This window comes from Luteibacter sp. NPDC104163, from assembly GCF_055584245.1.
On the sequence record NZ_JBVJMK010000018.1, the window covers coordinates 1 to 22,437 of the forward strand.

20 protein-coding genes are annotated in these 22,437 nt (G+C 68.1%); 9 read left to right on the top strand and 11 right to left on the bottom strand.

Annotated elements, in window-relative coordinates:
- Window positions 1–126: 126 nt before the first annotated feature.
- The 9 genes from ACZ6YI_RS17750 to ACZ6YI_RS17790 form a co-directional block, all read right to left on the bottom strand.
- Window positions 127–825, bottom strand: a complete 699-nt coding sequence (locus ACZ6YI_RS17750) for a response regulator (RefSeq protein ID WP_465779820.1) — start codon at window positions 823–825, stop codon at window positions 127–129.
- Window positions 822–3,479 (bottom strand): ATP-binding protein, encoded by a 2,658-nt coding sequence (locus tag ACZ6YI_RS17755; RefSeq protein WP_465779821.1) that lies wholly within the window; start codon window positions 3,477–3,479, stop codon window positions 822–824. The genes ACZ6YI_RS17750 and ACZ6YI_RS17755 overlap by 4 nt, the downstream gene beginning before the upstream one ends.
- Window positions 3,480–3,621: 142 nt before the next feature.
- Window positions 3,622–4,197: a potassium-transporting ATPase subunit KdpC gene (kdpC, locus tag ACZ6YI_RS17760; protein WP_465779822.1), complete on the bottom strand. Its 576-nt coding sequence runs from the start codon at window positions 4,195–4,197 to the stop codon at window positions 3,622–3,624.
- 10 nt (window positions 4,198–4,207) lie between these two features.
- A complete protein-coding gene (locus tag ACZ6YI_RS17765; RefSeq protein WP_465779823.1) occupies window positions 4,208–5,020 on the bottom strand; it encodes a TorF family putative porin in 813 nt (270 codons plus the stop codon).
- A 19-nt stretch (window positions 5,021–5,039) separates the two neighbouring features.
- Window positions 5,040–5,234 (bottom strand): hypothetical protein, encoded by a 195-nt coding sequence (locus ACZ6YI_RS17770; RefSeq protein ID WP_465779824.1) that lies wholly within the window; start codon window positions 5,232–5,234, stop codon window positions 5,040–5,042.
- Window positions 5,235–5,248: 14 nt separating this feature from the next.
- Entirely contained in the window at window positions 5,249–7,324 is a 2,076-nt protein-coding gene (gene kdpB / locus ACZ6YI_RS17775) for a potassium-transporting ATPase subunit KdpB (RefSeq protein WP_465779825.1), read from the bottom strand.
- Between the two features lie 3 nt (window positions 7,325–7,327).
- Window positions 7,328–9,049 (bottom strand): potassium-transporting ATPase subunit KdpA, encoded by a 1,722-nt coding sequence (gene kdpA, locus ACZ6YI_RS17780; RefSeq protein WP_465779826.1) that lies wholly within the window; start codon window positions 9,047–9,049, stop codon window positions 7,328–7,330.
- Complete coding sequence (gene kdpF / locus ACZ6YI_RS17785; RefSeq protein WP_465779827.1) at window positions 9,046–9,138, bottom strand: K(+)-transporting ATPase subunit F; 93 nt, start codon at window positions 9,136–9,138, stop codon at window positions 9,046–9,048. Before kdpF ends, kdpA begins: the two co-directional genes overlap by 4 nt.
- A 287-nt stretch (window positions 9,139–9,425) precedes the next feature.
- A complete protein-coding gene (locus ACZ6YI_RS17790; protein ID WP_465779828.1) occupies window positions 9,426–11,831 on the bottom strand; it encodes a prolyl oligopeptidase family serine peptidase in 2,406 nt (801 codons plus the stop codon).
- 121 nt (window positions 11,832–11,952) lie between these two features.
- Between ACZ6YI_RS17790 and ACZ6YI_RS17795 the strand changes: the two genes are divergently transcribed.
- From ACZ6YI_RS17795 to hemC, 9 genes are all read left to right on the top strand, one after another.
- Window positions 11,953–14,052, top strand: coding sequence for a prolyl oligopeptidase family serine peptidase (locus ACZ6YI_RS17795; RefSeq protein WP_465779829.1), 2,100 nt, complete (start codon window positions 11,953–11,955; stop codon window positions 14,050–14,052).
- Between the two features lie 67 nt (window positions 14,053–14,119).
- Window positions 14,120–14,524, top strand: a complete 405-nt coding sequence (locus ACZ6YI_RS17800; protein ID WP_465779830.1) for a DUF350 domain-containing protein — start codon at window positions 14,120–14,122, stop codon at window positions 14,522–14,524.
- Window positions 14,525–14,534: 10 nt separating this feature from the next.
- Window positions 14,535–15,074: a hypothetical protein gene (locus ACZ6YI_RS17805; RefSeq protein WP_465779831.1), complete on the top strand. Its 540-nt coding sequence runs from the start codon at window positions 14,535–14,537 to the stop codon at window positions 15,072–15,074.
- Complete coding sequence (locus ACZ6YI_RS17810) at window positions 15,074–16,174, top strand: glutathionylspermidine synthase family protein (RefSeq protein ID WP_465779832.1); 1,101 nt, start codon at window positions 15,074–15,076, stop codon at window positions 16,172–16,174. Before ACZ6YI_RS17805 ends, ACZ6YI_RS17810 begins: the two co-directional genes overlap by 1 nt.
- A gap of 119 nt (window positions 16,175–16,293) precedes the next feature.
- Window positions 16,294–16,845 (top strand): hypothetical protein, encoded by a 552-nt coding sequence (locus ACZ6YI_RS17815; RefSeq protein WP_465779833.1) that lies wholly within the window; start codon window positions 16,294–16,296, stop codon window positions 16,843–16,845.
- 49 nt (window positions 16,846–16,894) lie between these two features.
- A complete protein-coding gene (locus ACZ6YI_RS17820; RefSeq protein WP_465779834.1) occupies window positions 16,895–17,563 on the top strand; it encodes an alpha/beta hydrolase in 669 nt (222 codons plus the stop codon).
- Between the two features lie 44 nt (window positions 17,564–17,607).
- Entirely contained in the window at window positions 17,608–18,672 is a 1,065-nt protein-coding gene (locus tag ACZ6YI_RS17825) for a sensor histidine kinase (RefSeq protein WP_465779835.1), read from the top strand.
- Window positions 18,650–19,360: a LytR/AlgR family response regulator transcription factor gene (locus ACZ6YI_RS17830; RefSeq protein WP_440323740.1), complete on the top strand. Its 711-nt coding sequence runs from the start codon at window positions 18,650–18,652 to the stop codon at window positions 19,358–19,360. The genes ACZ6YI_RS17825 and ACZ6YI_RS17830 overlap by 23 nt, the downstream gene beginning before the upstream one ends.
- Window positions 19,361–19,445: 85 nt before the next feature.
- Window positions 19,446–20,366, top strand: coding sequence for a hydroxymethylbilane synthase (gene hemC, locus ACZ6YI_RS17835; protein WP_465779836.1), 921 nt, complete (start codon window positions 19,446–19,448; stop codon window positions 20,364–20,366).
- A 110-nt stretch (window positions 20,367–20,476) separates the two neighbouring features.
- Here the strand turns inward: hemC and ACZ6YI_RS17840 are convergent, their stop codons facing one another.
- Window positions 20,477–21,334, bottom strand: a complete 858-nt coding sequence (locus tag ACZ6YI_RS17840) for a DUF481 domain-containing protein (protein WP_465779837.1) — start codon at window positions 21,332–21,334, stop codon at window positions 20,477–20,479.
- An 88-nt stretch (window positions 21,335–21,422) separates the two neighbouring features.
- On the bottom strand, window positions 21,423–22,352 hold the full coding sequence (locus ACZ6YI_RS17845) for a hypothetical protein (RefSeq protein ID WP_465779838.1): 930 nt from the start codon (window positions 22,350–22,352) through the stop codon (window positions 21,423–21,425).
- Between the last annotated feature and the right edge of the window lie 85 nt (window positions 22,353–22,437).

The window sequence follows — 22,437 nt, forward strand, 5'->3', positions numbered from 1 at the left end:
TGGCCTGAGTCCGGTTGAATACCGGACCCAGGCCCTAGCCGCCTGACCCCGCTGTCCAACTTTTGGGGGTCACCTCACAAGCGCGCTCCCACAAGGGCATTCCTACAAGGTGCTGGCCGCGGGAGCTTAGTGCGCCGGGAAGCGGTAGCCCACGCCTGGCTCGGTTTTCAGCCAGCGTGGGCTGGTCGCGTCATCGCCGAGCTTCTGGCGCAGCTTGCCCATCACGATGCGCAGGTAATGCGTGTCCTGCACGTGGGTGGGGCCCCAGATATCGCGCAGGATCTGCTGCTGGCTGACCACGCGGCCGGGGTGGCGCACGAGCATGGCGAGCACCGCGAACTCCTTGCGCGTGAGCGCCACGGCGGCGCCATCGAGGAACACCTCGCGGCGCGGCAGGTCGACCACGAGCGCGCCATCGTCGTAGCGCACGGGCGCTTCCGGCTGGCCGGCCTTCGCACTCTGCCGTAGCAGCACGCGCAGGCGCGCCATCAATTCCTGGATACCGAACGGCTTGGTCACGTAGTCGTTGGCGCCGGTATCCAGCGCCTTCACCTTCTCGGTTTCCGCGTCACGGACCGAGAGCATCACGACCGGTACCTGGCTCCACGTCCGCAGTTCGCGCAGCACGTCATGGCCTTCCATGTCGGGCAGGCCGATATCCAGCACGACGATGTCGGGGGATTGCGTCGCGGCCAGCCCCAGGCCTTCCGCGCCCGTCGCAGCGAGGACCACCTGGTAGCCCTCCGCGCGCAGGCCGATATCCAGGAAGCGCCGGATCTGCGCTTCGTCATCGATCACCAGGACACGCGGGGCGGCGGGGTTCATGCGGTTTCTTCAGGGGGTGGCGGCAGCGGCAGCGAGACCCGGATGGTCGTGCCTGGGCCGGCGTGGGGCAAGGCCTCCACGCTACCGCCGTGCGCGCCGACCATGCCGCGGCAGATCGCCAGCCCCAGGCCCGTGCCCTGTTTGCCGCGGTCACCGCGCGATACCGAATAGAACATATCGAAGATCCGCGAGCGCTCTTCTTCGGGGATGCCCGGGCCGCGATCGGCAACGTCGACCAACAGGCGGCCTGCTTCGGTGCGCACGATGACGCGCACCGGTTCACCCGGCGGGGAGAAGCGGGCGGCGTTTTCGAGGATGTTGAACAAGGCCTGCTCGATCAGCGCGGGGTGCACGTGCAGCAGGACGGTGTCGTGCGGGAGGTGCACGTCGACGCGCGTATCGGGAAACAGCTTGCGCAGGCGCGACACGGCCGCCGCGACGATCTCACCGGCGTCCACCCAATCGCGGTTGAGCTTGAGCGTGCCATGGCCCAGCCGGGTCATGTCGAGCAGGTTCTGGATATAGCGGTCGAGGCGCTGGCCTTCGCCGAGGATGGCTTGCAGCAGTTCGTGGCGCTCTTCCGCCGGCAGCTGCGCTTCGTAGCTCAGCAACGTGCCCGCGGAACCGATCATGGAAGCGAGCGGCGAGCGCAGGTCGTGCGAGACCGATGAGAGCAGCGCGCTACGCAGGCGCTCCGTCTCGCCCTGGACGCGGGCGCTCTCCAGCTCCACGGCGAGGCGGGCGCGCTCGAGGGCGAGCGCGATATCTTCGGCCATCGCCAGGGCAAGGCCGCGGCGGTCGGCATCGGGCTCGCGCGCGTTCAACGGGAAGCGCAATGCGGCGACCCCGGCGCGGCGCTGCTCCGTGCCGAGCGGCAACATCCAGCAGGACGCGCCGTTGAGCGTATCGGTGTAGCGGCCGGCGGGTTCGGCGTGTGCCTCGCACCAGTCGGCGGCGGCGCGATCCTGCGTCGACAGCGCGAACGCGTCGGGCATGGAGGCGGCGACCTGCAGATCCGCCCCGGCATCGCGGGCGAGCATGGCCACTTCGGCATCGAGCGCACGGGCGAGGGCGCGCGCGCCGGCGGTGCGGATGCTTTCCGCGTCGGCGCTCGTGGCGAGTTGCTGGCCCAGCGCGACAAGTGCGCGGCCGCGGACCTGCGCCGCACGCAGCGATTGCACCTGGCCCGCCAGGCGCGTCGCCAGCCGGCTGCACACCAGGGCGGCGACGAGGAACAGCGTCACGGCCAGCACGTCGTCGGCATTCGCGATCGCCAGCGTGTAGCGGGGCGGCGCAAAGAAGAAGTTGTAGCCGAAGAAGCAGAGAATGGCCGTGTACACCGCGACCGCCATGCGCGTGCGCGCAGCGACGATCAGCACAGCCGTGAGGAAGATCAGCGAGAGGTTGGCGACCGAGAGATAGCGGTCGGCGACGAACGACAGTGCCATGGCGATCGCTGTCGCGGCCGTGGCGAAGGCGTACTCCCTGCGCGTACCGACATCGCTGATGCGCAGGCGATGGCGCGCGCGGGCCCGCTCGGCGGGCGTGGCGACGATGGTGAGCTCGAGGTGCGCCCCCCGGCGAAGCAGCTGCTGGGTCAGCGAAAAACCCAGGCGGCGCGCGATCGGCCGCTCGCGCGTGCGGCCCACGACGATCTGGCCAACGCCTTCGCGATCGGCCCAGGCGAGCAGTTCATCGGCCACGCCGTGCCCGCGCAGGATCACCGCTTCACCACCCAGGCGGCGGGCAAGCCGCATGGCGGCATCGACACGCGCGCGGCGCTCGCCATCCACGCTACCGGTATCGACGAACAACACGCTCCACGGGCCGCCACGCCGTTCGGCGATCCGGCGGGTCATGCGGACGAGGTATTCGCTCTGCGCGTGGCCGTCGATCGCCGCCATGGTCCGCCGGCGCACCGGCATCGCACCGCCGCGGGCCAGCATGTGCTCGCGCAGGTCGCTGTCCACATGGTGCGCGACCGTCTCCACGGCGAGTTCGCGCAACGCGGCAAGATTGGTCGGGGAGAAGAACGCATCCAGCGCCACGGCCGCCGTTTCCGGCACGTAGACCTTGCCTTGCTTCAGCCGCGTGATCAGCTCGCGTGGCGGCAGGTCGATCAGCACGATATCGCGGGCGCGGTCGAGGAACGCATCCGGCACGGTCTCGCGCACGGCGACGTTGGTGATGCGGCGCACCTGGTCGTTGAGGCTTTCGAGGTGCTGCACGTTCAGCGCCGTGTAGACCTCGATGCCGGCGTCGAGCAGGTCGGCGATGTCCTGCCAGCGGCGGGCGTGGCGACCGCCGGGGAGGTTCGTGTGCGGGAGCTCGTCGACGACCAGCACGGCGGGTTTCCGCGCGAGCGCCGCCTCGAGGTCGAACTCCTGGAAGTCGCGCCCGGCGTACGCCACCGCGCGCGTCGGCAGCACCTCCATGCCCTCGAGCAAGGCCGCGGTCTCCGCGCGGCCATGGGTTTCAACGAAGCCGATCACGACATCCACGCCCTGCCGGCGTAGGTCACGCGCCGCCGAGAGCATGGCGTAGGTCTTGCCCACGCCCGGCGCCGCGCCAAGGAAGATCTTCAGGCGCTGCCCACCCTCGCCGTTGACGGCGTTGAGCAAGGCATCGGCACGCGCATCGCGGGAGTCGGTCATGGGGCGAACGATACAGGGTGGGGGGCGACGATGGCTTGCCACATGCAGACCGCTTTCGTGGGAGCGAGCTTGCGAGCGATGGGGCCGCGGAAGGGCATCGTTCGCAAGCTCACTCCCACGAGGGTACGGCGTGGGCTGGCGGTTAGCGCGAGGCCTGGTCCAGCGCCAGGTTCAACGCCAGCACGTTCACCCGCGGCTCGCCCAGGACGCCAAGCTGCCGCCCCTTCGTATTCGCCGCGACCAGCTCACGCACTTTTCCCGCATCCATGTGCCGCGCGCCGGCCACGCGCCCCACCTGGTACTCCGCGGCCGCGGGGCTGATCTCCGGATCGAGGCCGCTGCCGGAGGCCGTGACCAGGTCGACCGGGACCGGCGCGGTGTTGGTCGGATCCGCCGCGTGCAGCGTCGCGATGCGCTGCTTCGCCGCGTCGGCAAGCGCGGGATTGGTGGGGCCCTGGTTGGAACCGCTGGAGGCCCCGGCGGTATACGGATCGGGCGTGGTCGCCGACGGCCGGCCCCAGAAGTAGCCGGGCGCCGTGAAGTTCTGCCCGATGAGCGTCGAGCCGACGGTCTTGCCGCCGGCCGATACGAGGCTGCCGTTGGCCGCGTGCGGGAAGGCCGCTTGAGCCACGCCGGTGACGAGCAATGGATAGGCCACGCCGGTGACCACGGTGAGGCCGAGGAACAGGACGATGCCCGGGCGAAGAAGGTCTTTCATGGCGGGTTCCTCAGAACGTGCCCTGGAACATGACGAGGCCGCGCAAGCCACCCACGTCGCGGGTCTCGGCGGCATTCGTGTAGCTGGAGACATGGCGGTAATAGCGGTCGTTATCCGCGTACGTCGCGCCGGCACTGACCGACCAGTGTTCGCTCAGCGCGTACTTCAAGGTCGCCGAGTAGTCGCTGTAGCTGACATCGCGAACGCCATACGCGGTCGGGACCGCCAGCGACGCGGTGTAGTGCGTGTGGCCCGCGTGCAGTGCAAGCGACCACGCATCGGCCAGCGGCAGCGTGGCGTCGAGTTGCAGGTAGCCGGTGCCGCGTGTATTGCCGTCGTAGCCCTGTTCGCGGTCCGCACCGAAATAGTCGGTGAGGGCATGGTTGTATTTCAGCGTGAACTGGCGCCACGTGAGGGCGGCATTGGCTTCCACCGTATTGAAGGAACGCCGCTGGTAGCCGCTCGACTGGTCGAGGTTCGCACCCGGGTAGACGTAGCCGTACACGCCCACGCGCCACGACCAGTCGTCGTCGATCGGCTGGCCGAAGCTCGCATAGAGATCCAGCTCCATCGAACCGCCGGCGTAGCTGCGGTCGCTGACGCTCGACGCCCACGTACCGGCGGCAAAGCCACTGGCACTGGTGTAGTCGGCGCCGCCCTGGATGGCAGGATGCCCCCAGGTCTGGGTGAGGCCACGGAACATGTAATCCGACACGATCGCGACGTTGCCGGTAACCGGCGGCGTATCCGCGGCGAAAGCGGCAGGGGCGAAGGTCGAGAGGGTGGTGGCAGCCGCGCACGCGGCCAGCAGAACGGTTTTCATGGGGTCTTCTTGGTGGGGATCAGATGCCGGCGTAGCCGCCGAGCGTGTAGGCGTCATCGGTGTCATGGGTGTCGCGAGGCGCGTGGGCCCGCGGCGCGAGCGGCGTGACGGTGGCGGAGCGCACGGTCGTCGACGCCTCGGGGGCGACGACACGCACCTCCATGTCGATGTCGCCGGGATCGTCGATAAGCACGGTGAGTTTCACGGTATGCATGGGGAAACCTCGGGTCAGGCCAGTCCGCAAAGGACCAGCAACATGTCGATGAGCTTGATGCCGATGAACGGGACCACGACGCCGCCCAGGCCATACACCAGGAGGTTGCGGCGAAGCAGGGCGGCGGCGCCGAGCGCGCGGTACGCGACGCCTTTGAGCGCGAGCGGGATGAGGAAGATGATGATCAGCGCGTTGAAGATCACCGCGGAAAGGATCGCGCTCTGCGGCGTGGCCAGGTGCATCACGTTCAGCGCGTTCAACGCCGGGTAGGTGCTGGCGAACGCCGCAGGGATGATCGCGAAGTACTTGGCGATGTCGTTGGAGATCGAGAACGTGGTGAGCGCACCGCGCGTGATCAGCATCTGCTTGCCGATCGCCACGACCTCGATCAGCTTGGTCGGGTTCGAGTCCAGGTCCACCATGTTGCCGGCTTCCTTGGCCGCCTGGGTGCCGCTGTTCATCGCCACGGCGACGTCGGCTTGCGCGAGTGCCGGCGCATCGTTGGTACCATCGCCGCACATCGCGACCAGGCGGTTCTCCGCCTGCATGTCGCGGATGTACTTCAGCTTGGCTTCCGGCGTGGCTTCGGCAAGGAAATCATCCACGCCCGCTTCGGCGGCAATGGCCGCGGCGGTGAGCGGGTTGTCGCCGGTGATCATCACGGTGCGGATGCCCATGCGGCGCATCTCGGCGAAGCGCTCCTTGATGCCATCCTTCACGATGTCCTTGAGCTCGACGACGCCCAGGGTCAGCGCGCCATCGACCACGATCAGCGGCGTGGCGCCGCGGCGGGCCACGTCTTCCGCCATGCGCTTCACCATCGGCGGCATGTGGCTGTCCTGGCCATCGAGGTAACGCTCCACCGCATCGATCGCGCCCTTGCGGATGTGGCGGGTGCCCACGTCCACGCCGCTCATGCGGGTCTGCGCGGTAAAGGGCACGAACACGGCACGGGCTTCCTCCCGACGCGGACGACCAGCGATGCTGAACATCGATTCCGCGAGTACGACGATGCTGCGGCCTTCCGGCGTCTCGTCGGCACGCGAAGCGAGATCGGCGGCCTCCGCCAGTTCGCGCTCCTCGATGCCCGGCGCCGGATGGAACGCGACGGCCTGGCGGTTGCCCAGCGTGATCGTGCCGGTCTTGTCCAGCAGCAGCACGTCGACGTCGCCGGCGGCTTCCACCGCGCGGCCCGAGGTGGCGATGACGTTGGCGCGGATCATGCGATCCATGCCGGCGATACCAATGGCGGAGAGCAGGGCGCCGATCGTGGTCGGGATCAGGCAGACCAGCAGGGCGACCAGCACCGTCAGGGTGATCGGGTTGCCCGTGCCCGCCGCTTCGACGCTGTAGATCGAATACGGCAGCAGCGTGGAGCACGCGAGCAGGAAGATCAGGGTGAATTTCGCCAGCAGGATGGTCAGCGCGATTTCATTGGGCGTCTTGCGCCGCGAGGCGCCTTCCACCATCGCGATCATGCGGTCGAGGAAGCTCTCGCCCGGATTGCTGGTGATGCGCACCACGAGCCAGTCGGACAGCACGCGGGTGCCGCCGGTAACGGCGCTGCGGTCGCCACCGGCTTCACGGATCACCGGCGCGGACTCACCGGTGATCGCGCTCTCGTCGACGCTGGCGGCGCCGTCGACGATCTCGCCATCGCCGGGCACGATATCGCCCGCTTCGACCAGCACGTGGTGGCCTGTACGCAGTTCGTTCGACGGCGTGAAGACGATCTGTGCATCCCGGCGCGCGGCGAGCAGCTTCTTGGCTGCCACGTCACGGCGCGAGCCGCGCAGGGCATCGGCCTGGGCCTTGCCGCGCCCTTCTGCCAGCGCCTCGGCGAAGTTCGCGAACAGCAGGGTGAACCACAGCCACAGGCAGACCTGGAAGATGAAGCCCGCGGGGGCTTCGCCATGGCCGGCAAGCGCCTGGAACCAGAGCAGGGTGGTGAGGACGCTGCAGACGAACACGACGAACATCACCGGGTTGCGGAACTGCAGGCGCGGATTGAGCTTGGTGAAGGCGTCGCGGAGGGCGCGTGTCACCAGCGCGCGATCGAAACCGCGCGGGGCGTGGGCATGGGAAGTCATGGATCAGTGGCCCGTGAAAGACGTGAGGTGCTCGACGATCGGCCCGAGGGCCAGCGCCGGGAGGAAGGTGAGCGCGCCGACGACGATGACCACGCAGGCAAGCAGCGTGACGAACAGCGGGGTGTGCGTCGGCAGGGTGCCGGCCGAGGGCGGCACGTGGCGCTTCGCTGCCAGCGAGCCGGCCATGGCGAGCATGGCGATGGCGAGCGGGAAGCGCGCCAGGAACATGCAGATACCAAGGAGCACGTTCCAGAACGGCGTGTTGGCGGAGAGGCCAGCGAACGCACTGCCGTTGTTGTTGGCCGCCGAGGTCACCGCGTAGAGCATTTCGCTGAAGCCATGCGCACCGGGGTTGGCGATACCGGCCTTGCCGGCGGGCACCATCACCGCGATCGCCGTGCACACCACTACCAAGGCGCACGGCACCAGCACGGCGAGGCTGGCCATCTTCATCTCGTGCGCCTCGATCTTCTTGCCGAGGTACTCCGGCGTGCGCCCGACCATCAGGCCCGCGATGAACACCGCGACCACGGCGAAGGCCAGCATGCCGTACAGGCCGGAGCCCACGCCGCCGAAGACCACCTCGCCGAGCTGCATCAGCCACATCGGCACCAGGCCACCCAGTGGCGTCAGCGAGTCGTGCATGGCATTCACGGCGCCGCACGAGGCCGCGGTGGTGATGGCGGCGAACAGGCCGGAGGAGGCGATGCCGAAGCGAGTCTCCTTGCCCTCCATGTTGCCGCCGCTCTGCAGTGCCGAGGCCTGCGCATCGACGGCGAGGCCGTGCAGTGCAGGGTTACCGGCCTGCTCCGCGGCGACCAGGCCCAGCGTCAGCGGCACGAAAATGAGCAGCATGGTCGCAAGGATCGCCCAACCCTGGCGGCGGTCGCCGACCATGCTGCCAAACGTGTAGCAAAGCGCCGCCGGGATCACGAGGATCGAGAGCATCTCCACGAAGTTGGCGAACGGCGTGGGGTTCTCGAACGGGTGCGCCGAGTTGGCGTTGAAGAAGCCGCCGCCGTTGGTACCGAGCATCTTGATCGCTTCCTGCGAGGCGACCGGGCCGAGCGGAAGGCTCTGCGTGCCATGCTGCAGCGTGGCCGCATCGACATACGGCGAAAGCGTCTGCACGACGCCCTGCGAGACGAGCACCAGTGCGACGATGATGGCGAGCGGCACCAGCACGTAGAGCGTCGCGCGGGTGACATCGACCCAGAAGTTGCCGACGGCGGAAGCGCCACGGCGCACGAAGCCACGCACCACGGCGATCAGCACCGCGATGCCCGTGGCAGCGGAGAGGAAGTTCTGCACCGCCAGGCCGAGCATCTGGGTGAGATAGCTCATGGTCGATTCGCCCGCGTAGCCTTGCCAGTTGGTGTTGCTGGCGAAGCTGATGGCGGTGTTCATCGCCGAATCCGGCGTAATGGCGCCCAGGTGCTGCGGGTTCAGCGGCAGCCATTGCTGGGTTCGCTGGAGCAGGTAGACCGCGGCAAGGCCGGCTACGTTGAAGATGAGCATGGCGAGCGCGTAGCGCTTCCAGCCCATGTCCTCGTCGCGGCGCACGCCGGCAACGCGGTAAAGCAGGCCCTCGACCGGGCCACCGAAACGGGTGACGCGGTTTGGCTCGTCGGCAAACACGAGGGCCATGTACGCACCCACCGGCTTCACCAGCAGGAGCAGGACAGCGAGGTACAGGCCGATCTGGAGGTAGTCGTTCGCGGTCATTCGAACCACTCCGGCTTCAGGAGGGCGACGAACAGGTAGCCGCAAAGCGCCACCGCGAGCACGGTGGCGATGAGATAGGTAGGTGACATGGCGGCTTCCTCAGCGGCGACCGAGGCGGTCGCAGATCATCAGGAAGCCGATCGTCACCGCCGTGAGCACGACGATGAGAAGGACGTACAGGAATTCCACGGGAGCATTCCGTCATGAAAGGACGGTGCGTATTTTTTGCTCTCGTGGATATTTACGGTGTAAGGCCCAAAGGCGGCACCGTAAAGTCCGCGTAAATTTATATTGCTGCTGTGGGAGCGCGCTTGCGCGCGATGGGTGTCTGGCGCGAGCACCCATCGCGCGCAAGCGCGCTCCCACAGGGCATTGCTTACTGTCCGAGCTTGTCGTGGAACAGCTCGTCGATGCGGCGGTATTCGTCGTGCCAGGAGTCGGGGTGGACGAAGCCGTGGCGCTCCATCGGGTACAGCGACATCCAGAAGTTCTTCTTGTGCAGCTCGATGAAGCGCTGGTACAGGCGGATCGAATCGCTCGCCAGGACGTTATCGTCGATCAGGCCGTGCTCGATCAGCAGCGCATCCTGCAGCTTGTCGGCGTACTGGATCGGCGAGCTGGTGGCATACGACTCGGGGTCGAGCTGCGGGTCGTTGAGGATGGCGGCGGTGTACTCGTGGTTGTACGAGGTCCAGTCGGTGACGGGGCGCAGCGCCGCACCGGCGGCGAACTCACCCGGGGCGCGCAGCAGCGCCATCAGGGTCATGAAGCCGCCATAGCTGCCACCGTAGATACCCACCCGCTTCGGGTCCACGCCCTGGTTCTTCACCAGCCACGCCTTGCCGTCGAGCAGGTCTTCCAGTTCCGGATGACCCATGTTGCGGTAGATGGCGGTGCGCCAGTCGCGGCCGTAACCCTTCGACGCGCGGTAGTCCATGTCGAGCACCACGTAGCCGCGCTGCACCAGCAGGTTGTGGAACATCTGCTCGCGGAAGTACGAGGGGTAAGACAGGTGGACGTTCTGCAGGTAGCCCGCGCCATGCACGAAGATGACCGCCGGGCGCGATGCGGCCTGCGCGGCATCCGCGGGGCCGTAGAACTTCGCATAAACGACGCCGGCACCGTGGCTCGAAGGCACCTGCACGATCTTCGGCGCGATCCACGGATGTGCCGCGAAGCCGGGCTTCACCGTGTTGGTGAGTTCGCGCGGCGTGCCGCCATAGACGCTAACCGTCGAAAGCTGCGACGGCACGTACGGCGACGAATGCAGGACGGCGAGCTGGCGGTCATCCGGCGAAAGTGCGAAGTCATCCAGGCTCTCGTAGTTCGTCACGCGGGAGAGTGCGCCACCGCCCACGGCGACCTTGTAGATGTCGTAGCTGTACGGCGCCACCTGGTTGCTGCGGACGTAGAAGGTCTTGCCGTCCGCGCTGAGCACCGGGTGATCTACTTCGAAGCGGCCCGACGTGAGCGCGCTGGCCTTGCCACCCGGCGCGCGGGTGTAGAGATGCGAGTAGCCCGTCTCCTCGCTCAGGTACCACAGCGTGCGGCCGTCACGCAGCCAGCCGAAATCGTTGTTGTCCCAGTTGATCCAGGCCTTGTCGCTCAGGCGGTGCTGGCTGACGAGCGCGTGGTGGTCGAAGTCGACCGTGGCGATCCAGCGGTCCTTGCTGTCCACCGAGGTCAGCTGCACGGCGACGGCATGCCCGTCATCGCTCCAGACGATGCCCGGGCTGTATTCGGCGTTGACGATGACCGGACGCGTCTTCGGGGCGGCCAGCGCGTCGGCGCGGTCGTCCTTGCCCTCCTTGCGCAGCGCCGCCACGGTCTTCGCGCGGATCGCGGCCAGCGGGTCGTCGTGGATGCCGGGGAGGCCGGCGGTATCGAGGTTGTAGACCGCGTGGCCGCGCAGGTCGATCAGCTTCAGCGCCTGCGGCACCGGATCGTTGCGGCCGACATAGGAGCGCGTGGACTCCGCCTCGGCATAACCGGAGTCGGTCACGTAATGGGTGAGGTCGGCGATCTTGCCGGCGTCGGCGTCCTTCGCCTTCGTCACCACCAGCATGTAGCGGCCATCCGGCGACAGCGAGGTATCGACGATGGCGACATCCTTGCCGAGATAGAACGCCTGCGGCGCATGGCCGGGGTCGGCCGCGGCCAGCGCATCGGCGTCCGCCTTGAGCGCCTTCTCGTCGGCCTTCAGGCCGCGCAGGGTCGAGAACAGCGCTTGCTGCTGGTCCTGAAGGTCGGAGCTCTTCTCGTTCTTCGGATCGTCCTTCGCCTCGACCACGGCGGCCTGCCAGGCCGGGCCGCCCGAGGTCGCATAGGCAAACCAGTCATCGCCCGCGCGCCAGGTGAGCAGGCGGCCATCGGCGGAGAAACGCGGCGAGGTCTCGGACCTGGCCGAGCGCGTGACCTGCACGGTCGAGCCGTTACCGAGGTCGCGCAGGAATACATCCCCGTGGCGGATGAACGCGGCGTGGCGGTGCTCGCGGTCGAAGACCAGCTTCGTACCGTCGGCCGCCGCGACGGCGGCGGGATCCAGCTTCACCCCGGCGCCACCGGCGGCCGGCACGCGGTACAGGTCGCGCACCGGGCTGCCATCGCGCTTCAGCGAGTAATAGACCTGGCTGCCGTCCACGCTCCAGTAGGGGTCCTCCACGGCCTGCCCGATCCAGTCCGGGTCGGCCATGATCGTCTCCATGTCCAGCGCCGGCGGCGGCGCGGCGAGGGCCGGCGTGGCGGCAAGGGCGGCGAGGAGGGCGGTAGCGAGCGTGCGCATGGGTGAATCCGGCAGCGACAAATGCGGCGAGGATAACCGCTGCCGCTACCCAACTGGCGGCAGGGGTGCCAGGCGTCATGGGTTTGCTACGCTCGGGCGATCCCGCCCACGAGGTTGCCCCATGCGTCCCATCGTTCCCCGCCTGCTCGCCCTGAGCCTGGCCGCCGCCTTCTCCGCCCACGCCGCGACCAACCCGCCGCCCACGCCGAAGCACGAGGTCAGCGACACCCTGGGTGGCCAGCCGCGGCCCGATGCGTACCGCTGGCTCGAGAACCCGGACGGCGAAGGCGTCGCCCAGTGGATCGAGGCGCAGAACGCGTACACCGAGGCCACGATCGGCAAGGCGCCGCTCGGCAAGGAACTGAGCGCGCGCATCCGCGAACTGGCGATCACCTCGACCACGCGCTCCTCGCCCGAACTGGCTGGCGGCACGCTGTTCTATTTCGAGAACACCCCGCCGCAGCCGCAGCCGGTGCTCGTGGCCAAGGCCTGGCCGGACGGCCCGGTGCGCACCCTGGTCGACCTCAACAAGGGCGACGGCAACACCGCCATCACCGAGTACTGGCCCTCGCCGAGCGGCCGTTACCTGGCCTACGGCACCGCGGAAGGCGGCAGCGAGCTCACCACGATCCACATCCTCGATACCCAGACCGGCAAGGCCCTGCCCGATAGCCTGGCCTGGGCGGGTGGCGGCACCACGCCGCAGGCGCTCGCATGGGATGCGGACGAGAAGGGCATGACCTACGCCCGCTTCGATGCGCCCGCCAAGGGCAAGGAGCTGCGCGAGTTCGACGCGTACCTGGCCCACCACGTGATCGGGAACGGCCAGGACAAGGACACCGTCGTGTTCGGCAAGGGCTATTCGCCGATCGCCGAATACATCCTGCTGGAAGGCGAGGGCGGCAAGGCCACGGCCCTGCTCGCCAACGAAGGCGATGGCGGTCCGGCGGAAGTGTTCCTGCGCCAGGGCAACGGTGCCTTCAAGAAGGTGCTGGGCCACGAGGCCGACGTGCGCTCGGCGCACTGGGTCGGCGATCGCCTCTATGTCGTGACCTTCGCCGGCGCGCCGCGCGGCAAGGTGATCGCGTTCGACGCAAACGGCAAGCAGAGCGATGTGCTGCCCCAGGGCGAAGGCGCGATCCAGCGCGTGACCCCGATCGGCAACGGCTTCATCGTCGTGCGCAGCGCCGGTCCGGACTGGTGGGCCGACCAGTACGACAGCAAGGCCGCCTTCGTGCGCCGCCTGCCGCTGCCGGCCACCGGCATCACCATCGGCGGCATCGCCGCTGAGAAGGGCCAGGACAAGGCGCTGATCACGTACGGCGGCTGGACGACGCCCACGCACTGGGCCGAGTACGACGGCGCCAGCGGCTCGCTGAAGACGGTCTTCGAAGTGAAGCCGGCCGCCGATTACTCGAAGGTGCACGTCACCCGCATCGATGGCACCTCGAAGGACGGCACGAAGATCCCCGTCACCGTGATCTCGATGGACGGCATCACGCCGAACGGCAAGCGCCCGACCATCCTGTACAGCTACGGCGGTTTCGATATCCCGGTGACGCCGTCCTTCATCGGCCCGAACCTGGCGTGGCTGGAGCGTGGCGGCGTGCTCGCCTACGCGAACATCCGCGGTGGCAACGAATACGGCGAGCAGTGGCACGAGCAGGGCCAGGGCACGCGCAAGCAGAACGTGTTCGACGATTTCTACGCCGCGTCGCAGGCGCTCGTCGATACGAAGTGGACCGACACGAAGCACCTCGGCATCCTCGGCGGCAGCAATGGCGGCCTGCTGATGGGCGCATCGCTCACCCAGCATCCGGAGCAGTTCCGCGCCGTGGTCGCGATGGTCGGCATATACGACATCGCCCGCCACGAGACCGCGTTCGCCAATGGCCCGTACAACCGCAGCGAATACGGCTCGGTGAAGGATCCGGAGATCGCAAAGGCCATGCGCGCGTACGGCCCGCTGTACAACGTGAAGAAGGGCACGGCCTATCCGTCGGTCCTGTTCACCACCGGCGCCAACGATCCTCGCGTTGCCCCGTGGCAGTCGCGCAAGTTCGCCGCCGCCCTGCAGGATGCATCGAGCTCGGGTAACCCGATCCTGCTGCTCACCCGGATGAACGCGGGCCACGGTATCGGCGCGCCCTTCAGCCAGCGCGTCGGCAACGCCGCACTGTCGATGACCTTCTTCGCGAACGAGCTGGGACTGGGCGAGTAATTGATGGCCGCCCCGCCTTATAGTGGCGGGGCGGCCATGGGGAGCCGCCTCTTACAAGGAAGCGTTCGTGCTCATCTCGGATCTGTTTACCCTGCCCGCTTTCGTGGCCTACCTCGGCCTGGGCATCCTCTATTTCATCGCCTTCATCGTCAGCTACATCTGGATCACGCCGCAGCGGGAAATGGCGCTGATCAGCGCGGGCAACCTGGCCGCGGCGATCAGCCTGGCCGGTGCCGCCATCGGCTTCGTGCTCCCGCTCACCAGCGCCATCGCGCATAGCGTCAGCCTGGTGGACCTCGCCCTCTGGGGCCTGGTGGCCTGGGCGGTACAGCTGCTGACCCACCTCGTGCTTCGCCTGATCGTGCGCGACCTGCGCGCCAAGATCGAAGCGAACCTGTGCTCGGTCGCGCTGTTCGTCGCCGTGGTCGCCACCTGCGTGGGTGCGATCAACGCCGCCGCCATGACCTACTGAGGCCGCGGCCATGGCAAACAAGGGCAAGAAGCCGCTGGTTCGCAAACCGGGCGCGCCCGGGCAGAAACCGGACGCGAAGTTCAACCTGCCGCCGGACTACCGGCACCCCTCGTTCTACCCGAACGGCAAGGCCGAGCCACTGTTCAACCTGGGCGAGCGCGGCAAGCGCATGCGCTCGGCCGCCGTGGTCGTCGGCATCATGGGCCTGTTCGGCTATGCCGCGTGGCCGCGCACCGACGTGCAGCGCAACAGCTACAACAGCAAGGAAGACTGCGAGCAGGATTACGTGACCGGCCAGTGCACGTACGAGCAGTCGACGAGCGGCAGCGGTAGCGGGCACTACGGCGGTGCCGGCTACCGCTACTACGGCCCCTGGTACCGCAGCGACTGGCGCACGAATACCGTGGCCGGCGATCCGGGCCCCGGGCGGACGTTCCGCGCTGGCACAAGCACCATGAGCGGCTTCAACAGCCATGGCCCCACCGGATTCGACTTCGGCTCGCGCGGCGGCTTCGGCGCGCACGGCCGGGTCGGCGCGCGGGGTGGCTGATGCGGCGTGAGTCGATCGTCCCACGCCGTGACTGGCAGGCCGAAGTCGAAGCCATCGGTTTCGGGTTCCACACCATCGACGGCCAGCCTTACTGGCGCGAAGACGCGTGCTACGTGTTCGAAGCCGATGCCATCGATGAGGTCGAAGCCGCCACCGGCGAACTCCACGCGTTGTGCCTCGAAGCCGTCGACCGCATCGTCCGCGACGGCCGCTACGAGGCGCTGGGCATCGACAGCCACGCGGCCAGCCTGGCCGAGCGCAGCTGGTTCGATCGCGAGCCTTCGCTGTACGGGCGAATGGACCTGTCGTGGGATGGCGTCTCGCCGCCAAAACTGCTCGAGTACAACGCGGATACGCCGACCTCGCTGTTCGAGGCCGCGGTGGTCCAGTGGTACTGGCTGGAAGCCTGCTACCCCGATGCCGACCAGTTCAACTCGATCCACGAAAAGCTGATCGAGCGCTGGCCGATCGTCGGCGGGGGCGGCCGCGTGCATTTTGCCGCGTGCTACGACAACCCCGAAGACGGCACCACGACGGACTACCTGCTCGACACCTGCATGCAGGCCGGCCACGACGTGCAGGCGCTGGACATCGAGGAGATCGGCTGGAACGGCCGTGCCTTCATCGACCTGGCCGACCGGCCGATCGATCGCCTGTTCAAGCTCTACCCGTGGGAATGGATGCTCGACGAGGCGTTCTCTGCGCACATCGCACCCTCGCGTACGCGCTTCATCGAACCCGCGTGGAAGATGCTGCTGTCGAACAAGGCCATCCTGGCCTTGCTGTGGGAATGGTTTCCGAACCACCCGAACCTGTTGCCGGCGAGCTTGCGGCGCGAGGACATCGCGGGGCCTGCGGTGGCCAAGCCGTTCTGGGGCCGCGAAGGCGAGGGCATCAGCATCCTCGATGCAGGACAAGGCGCGGTCGTCGCAGCGCACCGCGTCTACCAGCAACTGGCGCCGCTGCCGGTGTACGGAGGCCGCCACGCGCTGGTCGGCTCATGGATCGTCGGCGACCGGCCCGCCGGTATCGGCATCCGCGAAGACAACGACCGGATCACCCGGAATACCAGTTGCTTCGTGCCGCACCTGTTCCGCTGAAGGCGTACTGAGCGGGTTATCCACCGTGTGAATTGGAAAAGTGCCGTGCGCTTCGGCAATCGGCCGACCCACGCCGCGCCTAACGTATCCGCATCACACGCCTTGCGGCCCGTCTTCCCATGAACATCGTGCTTGGCTTCCTGCCATTCATCGTTTTCGCGATCGCCAGCGCGCTGGGCTACACGGTCGCGGGCCTGGTCGCGGCCGCCCTGATCGCGGGCGGGATGCTCGCGTGGGACAAGATCGTCACCCACTGCGTAAAGCTGCTGGACGTGGGTACGACGGTGCTCTTCGCGGCACTCGCCATTTACGCGATGGCCTCGGGGGAGGCGCTATCGCTTGGCCTGGTACGCCTGTGCGTCGATGTGGGCCTGCTGGTGATCATCCTTATCAGCGTCATGGTCGGCAGGCCCTTCACCATCGACTACTCGCGCCAGAAGGTCGCCCGCGAACTGTGGTCGACGCCGCGCTTCCTGCGCACCAACCAGGTGATCTCGCTGGTGTGGGCGGGCGCGTTCGCGCTGTTCGCGCTCATCGATATCCTGCTGTGGCGGCACCTCGCCACGCCCGGCCACATCGTGCTGATGAACGCCGCGGTGCTCTATGCCGCCATCAAGTTCACGGCGTGGTACCCGGCACACGTGCGCAAACAGGCCGCCACGCCGTCGTGAGGTGCGCGGGCTGCTAGCATTCCGCAGATTCCCCTGCCGGACCGCGCCCATGCCCCTGCCCACCGTCGAACACGAAACCCGCCCTTCGCCTGAGTGGTCGGTGATCTGGCTGCACGGCCTGGGTGCCGATGGCAACGACTTCGCGCCGATCGTCCCCGAGCTGGTCGACCCGGCATGGCCGGCGATCCGCTTTGTGTTCCCACACGCGCCCGTCCGGCCGGTAACGATCAACAACAGCGTGCCGATGCGCGCGTGGTACGACATCAAGGGCCTGGCGCTGGCGGACAAGCAGGATGCGGAGGGCATCCGCCTTTCCATCGGCGAGGTGGAGGCGCTGATCGCCCAGGAAGAGGCGCGCGGCGTGCCGGCCTCGCGGATCATCCTTGCCGGCTTCTCGCAGGGTGGCGCCATGACCCTGGCGGCGGGCCTGCGCCACAGGCAGGCGCTGGCCGGCCTGCTGGTCCTATCGGCGTACCTGCCCATGCACGAGACGATCGAAGCGGAACGTAGCGGCGCGAACCATGCCACCCCGATGTTCTGGGGCCACGGCGTGGCCGACCCGGTCGTGCCGCTCGCCCTCGGCGAGCAATCGCGCCAGCTGCTGGAGAGCCTCGGCCACCGTATCGACTGGCACACGTACCCGATGGGCCACCAGGTGAGCCTGCCGGAGATTAACGATATCCGTACGTGGATGGGCGGGATCTTCGCCGGGACGTGACGCTTCGCGCGGCGGGCCAGCCGGGTATCCGGCATACTCGCCGCATGGCCAGGGGACCCAACGACCAAACCGCGACGCCGCGCGCGTCGGCACCGCTGCCGGACTTCTGCAGCCTGCCGACGCTGTTCGCGTTGCTGGTGGTGGGCACCATCACCTCGTGCCTGATGTGGCTGGCACCCGGTGGCGAACTCCGGCTCCGCTCGCTCTCGGTGGGCGTGCTCTATACCGCATGGCTCTCGGTGTTGCTGACCGTGGTGCTCTGCAAGGGCCGACCGGCCATGCAGCGCCTGCCCGGCATGCTGCCGTATGCCGCCGTGTGGCTCGTGCTCATGGCGATGGTCGGCGTCACCAGCGTCTCGGTGGCATGGATCGACCATAACCTCGGTTCGGGGCTGACCCCGGCATCGACCGCGCGCTTCGTCCGCGACACGCTGCTGGCGACAGGCCTGCTCGGCGCCGCGCTGCTGCGCTACTTCTACGTGGTGGCGCAATGGCAGGTCCGCGTGGAAGCCGTGGCCCAGGCCCAGGTCGCTGCCTTGCAGGCGCGCATCCGCCCGCATTTCCTCTTCAACAGCATGAACGCGGTGGCGGCGCTGATCCCGGTCGATCCGGAAGCGGCCGAGCGCACCGTGGAAAACCTCGCCGAACTGTTCCGCGCCGCGCTCGGTAGCGAGGGCAGTGCGCAGGGCACGCTGGGCGAGGAGTGGCGGCTGGTCGACCACTACCTCGAGATCGAGACGCTGCGCCTGGGCGAACGCCTGCGCGTGGAGCGCGACATCGATGTTCCGGAGGCCTTGCCCATGCCGCGCCTGCTGCTACAGCCGCTGGTCGAGAACGCGATCCGCCACGGCATCCAGCCATCGCGCCAGGGCGGTGTGTTGCGGCTGGGCGGGAGGCAGGCACCGGGTGGGGTAATGCTGACCGTGGATAACCCGCTTTCCGATGGGCCGACCACGCCGGGCACGGGCCACGGCCTGCGCAGCGTCCGGGAGCGCGTGCGCCTGCATTTCGGTGAGCGCGCTACCGTGAAGGCCGAAGCACGCGATGGCCGTTTCGTTGTCACCCTGTTCCTGCCGGAGGTTGCGAGTGCGCGTCCTGGTCGCCGATGACGAACCGCTGGCCCGCGCGCGCATGGCGACCCTGCTTGCGCGCCGCGCCGACGTGGAACTGGTAGGCAGCGTGGCCGATGGCGAGGCCGTGCTGGCCGCGTGCGCCAGCGAGCGGCCCGATGTGCTGCTGCTGGATGTGGAAATGCCTGGGCTTTCCGGCACCGCGGTGGCGGCGAAGCTCGCGGCGATGCCGACTCGCCCGCAAGTCGTGTTTTGCACCGCGTACGAGCAGCACGCGCTCAGTGCGTTCGACCTCGGGGCCACCGATTACCTGCTGAAACCCGTGCGTGCGGAGCGGCTGGATGAGGCGCTCGACCGCGCCGCCGCCCGCCTGGTCGCGGCACCGTCGGCGCGCGGCAGCTGGCTGCGCGCGCGCAGTGGCGGTGACGAGGTACGCATTCCGCTGGCCGATGTGTTGCTGCTGACCGCAGGCGAGAAGTACGTGACCGTGGAACACACCGGCGGCTCGCGCCTGATCGACGATTCCCTGCGCCAGCTGGAAGTGGCCCTGGGTGAGCGCGTGGTGCGCCTGCACCGCAACTGCCTGGTGCCGCGCGAGCGACTCGTCGGCCTGCGCACCCTGGCCGACGGCCGCGTACTCGCACGCCTGGCCGGCACCGAAAGCGCCCCCGAGGTCAGCCGGCGCAACCTGCCGGCGATCCGCCAGCTGCTGCGCGCCGATACCTGAGCGCTTTGCGGCGGATAGCCGCGCTGCGCCCGGGCGATGTTTTACGGGACAATGGGCGCCTGCCCCACGTGCCTTCGGAATCCCCATGACCGCACCGCTCCGCATCGCCACCCGCAAGAGTGCACTCGCCCTCTGGCAGGCCGAACACGTCGCCGCCCAGCTGCGCCAGGCGCATCCGGGGCTGGTCGTGGAACTGGTGCCGCTATCCACCCGCGGGGACGAGGTGCTCGACCGCTCGCTCGCCACCATCGGCGGCAAGGGGCTGTTCCTCAAGGAACTGGAGGTGGCGATGGCGGAGGGCCGCGCGGACATCGCGGTGCATTCGCTGAAGGATGTGCCGGCCACGCTGGAGCCGGGCTTCGCCCTCTCCGCGATCCTGCCGCGCGCCGATGCCGCCGATGGCTTCATCAGCAACGATTACGCGACGATCGCCGACCTGCCGAACGGCGCGCGGGTCGGTACCTCCTCGCTGCGCCGCCAGTCCCAGTTGCGCGCGTTGCGACCCGATCTGCAGCTACTCGACCTGCGCGGCAACGTGAACACGCGCCTGGCGAAACTGGACGAAGGACACTACGACGCCATCGTGCTGGCATGCGCGGGGGTTGACCGGCTTGGGCTGGGTGGCCGCGTCCGTAGCCGCCTGGCCAGCCCCGACTGGCTTCCGGCACCGGGCCAGGGTGCCATCACCGTCGAGATCCGCGAAGGGGATGTCCGCGTCGCCGAGCTGATGGCCGCGCTGGACGATGCCGACACGCGCCTGGCGATCGACGCGGAGCGTGCATTGAACGAACGGCTGGGCGGAAGCTGCGCCGTGGCGATCGGCGCGATGTGCGTGGTGGCGGAGTACGGCCTGACCCTGCACGGCCTGGTGGGCGATGCGCACACCGGCGAGCTGATCCGCGCGCAGGCGGATATGCGTGACGACAATCCGGTGGCCCTGGGCCACACGGTAGCCGCGATGCTGCTCGAGCAGGGCGCGGACGAGCTGCTGAAGCCGCAGCGCTGAGAGCATCGCGCGCAAGCGCGCTCCCACAAGAGAGCTGGGGATCCCGGCGAGGCAGCCTGGGATCCGGGCTGTTGTGGGAGCGCGCTTGCGCGCGATGGCAGTGCCCGAACTTAGAAGTTGTAAACCAGGTTGGTGGTCATCAGCTTATCGGTGCTGACCGTACCCGGCTGCGTGTCGCTGTTGTAGCGGATCTGGTAGCCGAGCTTCAGCGCCATCTTCTTGGTCATGCTGACCGAGAGGCCGATGTCGTTCTGGTAGTACTGGTTCTTCGAGCCGGCTTCCACCAGGAACGTATCTTCCAGCGCAGTGTTGTCGGTGAGGCGGTACTTGCCGTTGACCAGGCCACGGCCAACCACTTCGCTTTCGGCGTTGGGGGTGGTCGTCACGCTGACCACGGTGCCATCCGGCTGGGTCACGTCCTCGGTGGTCTTGGCCGGCTGGTAGCGCTTGAAACCGGGACCGATTTCGAAGGAGAGCTCGGCACGCTCGTTCTTGAGCGCGATGTAGCCGTAGCCGACCGAGACGATGCCCTGCCAGAGGTTGGCGCCGAAATCGTCATGCTCGTAACGCGCGGCGGTGACCACGTAGCTGCGCGGGTCGAACTTGTAACCGACCGATGCACCGCTGTCATAGCGGTTGGCCGTGGTGCTGAACTTGTCGACTTCGTTGCCGGCCTGGTCCGTCACGGTGACGTCGCCCTTCGAGCGCAGGCCGTTGAGGTAGAAGTTGTTCTTCCACACCTCGTTTTCCTGCGACAGGCCGAGCTTGGCGTTGGCGTTCTCCGTGCGCGAGTTACCGCGGGAGGAGGCGAAGCCGAATTCACCTGAACCGGTCCAGCCGCCGTTCTTGGAGGCGTCGGAGCTCGGGGCGCCGCCCCCGTTGGGGTTGGCGGTGGAGAAGGAGTCCTGGGCCTGGGCTGCAAATGGCAGCGCGGCAAGGACAAGCGAGGCGAGAAGGATCTTTTTCATCGTCTACCCGGATGTGGAAAGAAATTTGAATTGGGGGTGGGCCGGGGGAACGGCCCTTGGCGCACCCACGCGCCGGGGGACTGCTTGCTCAACGGCCGGCCAGCTGTGCCAGGGCACGCCCGAACAGCCGCTGCTCGAGACATTGACCGATAACGCAGCTTAACGCGGCCATACCGGCTGCCACCGCCACCAGCGGCCCCGTCGGGTGCGAGACCAGCAGCACGCACGGCAGGCCCACGGACAGCACCGCGATGCTGAAACACCAGGCCAGCAGCGTTGCCGCGCCCCGGTCAGGGGAAAGAAACGCACTGGCACCGCGTTCATCGGCCAGCTGGCGCAAGGCCCGCCAGCGCATGCCTTCGATCACGCCGAGCGCCAGCCCCATGGCCAGCATGCTCAGCCGCCAGGGATTCAAAGGCCCGACCACCGTCTCACTCTGCAGTGCGACGCATAGCCAGAACCACAGGCCCCCGCCGAATACCGCGGATACCGCACGCCCCAACGGTTGCGCGTTCACCACGGAGGCCAGCGGCGCCGGCATCTCCCGCGCCACGCCGCGCGCTGTGTAAATCAGCGTCGCGAGGCTGCAGATCATGAGTGCCGCGCCAGCCAGCCGGGTGGCCCAGAAATCGTTGTCGCCCCGAGCCAACCCGCCCAGGGCCAGCATCGGGAGGTAGTTCGCCATCGCCACCATCCCTTCCGTGGTCGGCAGCATGCGCCTGAACGGATCCCAGCCATGCCAATCCGGGGCGAACGCCAGGCGCAGGCAGGTCGCCACCAGGCCGAGGCTCACCAGCACCAGCCCAAAGGAAAGCGGCACCAGCACATCCCCACGGCCATCGGGGTAGGAACCCAGCGCCACCGCGGTGCCCAGCACCATCCACAGGCCGTACCCCGTCGCGGTCGCGGTCTGGATGACCACGGCAGGCAGGGAGAACAGGCGTTGGGCACGCGAACCGCCGTTCGGCTGGCCTTGGGGGCCCAGCGCGACGGCCGGTGCGTCGTCGGGTTGCGCCATGGTCGGGGGCTGCGGCGATGGCAAAGGCTCATTTTTGCGCCTATTCGCCCCGGGCGCAAACCTTACAGCCCGTGGCCCCCTTACC

What these genes read in the sequence shown, in the direction of transcription:
- ACZ6YI_RS17750 (WP_465779820.1), bottom strand. Translation starts at nt 825, where the DNA reads ATGAACCCCGCCGCCCCGCGTGTCCTGGTGATCGATGACGAAGCGCAG.
- ACZ6YI_RS17755 (WP_465779821.1), bottom strand. Translation starts at nt 3,479, where the DNA reads ATGACCGACTCCCGCGATGCGCGTGCCGATGCCTTGCTCAACGCCGTC.
- kdpC (WP_465779822.1), bottom strand. Translation starts at nt 4,197, where the DNA reads ATGAAAGACCTTCTTCGCCCGGGCATCGTCCTGTTCCTCGGCCTCACC.
- ACZ6YI_RS17765 (WP_465779823.1), bottom strand. Translation starts at nt 5,020, where the DNA reads ATGAAAACCGTTCTGCTGGCCGCGTGCGCGGCTGCCACCACCCTCTCG.
- ACZ6YI_RS17770 (WP_465779824.1), bottom strand. Translation starts at nt 5,234, where the DNA reads ATGCATACCGTGAAACTCACCGTGCTTATCGACGATCCCGGCGACATC.
- kdpB (WP_465779825.1), bottom strand. Translation starts at nt 7,324, where the DNA reads ATGACTTCCCATGCCCACGCCCCGCGCGGTTTCGATCGCGCGCTGGTG.
- kdpA (WP_465779826.1), bottom strand. Translation starts at nt 9,049, where the DNA reads ATGACCGCGAACGACTACCTCCAGATCGGCCTGTACCTCGCTGTCCTG.
- kdpF (WP_465779827.1), bottom strand. Translation starts at nt 9,138, where the DNA reads ATGTCACCTACCTATCTCATCGCCACCGTGCTCGCGGTGGCGCTTTGC.
- ACZ6YI_RS17790 (WP_465779828.1), bottom strand. Translation starts at nt 11,831, where the DNA reads ATGCGCACGCTCGCTACCGCCCTCCTCGCCGCCCTTGCCGCCACGCCG.
- ACZ6YI_RS17795 (WP_465779829.1), top strand. Translation starts at nt 11,953, where the DNA reads ATGCGTCCCATCGTTCCCCGCCTGCTCGCCCTGAGCCTGGCCGCCGCC.
- ACZ6YI_RS17805 (WP_465779831.1), top strand. Translation starts at nt 14,535, where the DNA reads ATGGCAAACAAGGGCAAGAAGCCGCTGGTTCGCAAACCGGGCGCGCCC.
- ACZ6YI_RS17810 (WP_465779832.1), top strand. Translation starts at nt 15,074, where the DNA reads ATGCGGCGTGAGTCGATCGTCCCACGCCGTGACTGGCAGGCCGAAGTC.
- ACZ6YI_RS17815 (WP_465779833.1), top strand. Translation starts at nt 16,294, where the DNA reads ATGAACATCGTGCTTGGCTTCCTGCCATTCATCGTTTTCGCGATCGCC.
- ACZ6YI_RS17820 (WP_465779834.1), top strand. Translation starts at nt 16,895, where the DNA reads ATGCCCCTGCCCACCGTCGAACACGAAACCCGCCCTTCGCCTGAGTGG.
- ACZ6YI_RS17825 (WP_465779835.1), top strand. Translation starts at nt 17,608, where the DNA reads ATGGCCAGGGGACCCAACGACCAAACCGCGACGCCGCGCGCGTCGGCA.
- hemC (WP_465779836.1), top strand. Translation starts at nt 19,446, where the DNA reads ATGACCGCACCGCTCCGCATCGCCACCCGCAAGAGTGCACTCGCCCTC.
- ACZ6YI_RS17840 (WP_465779837.1), bottom strand. Translation starts at nt 21,334, where the DNA reads ATGAAAAAGATCCTTCTCGCCTCGCTTGTCCTTGCCGCGCTGCCATTT.
- ACZ6YI_RS17845 (WP_465779838.1), bottom strand. Translation starts at nt 22,352, where the DNA reads ATGGCGCAACCCGACGACGCACCGGCCGTCGCGCTGGGCCCCCAAGGC.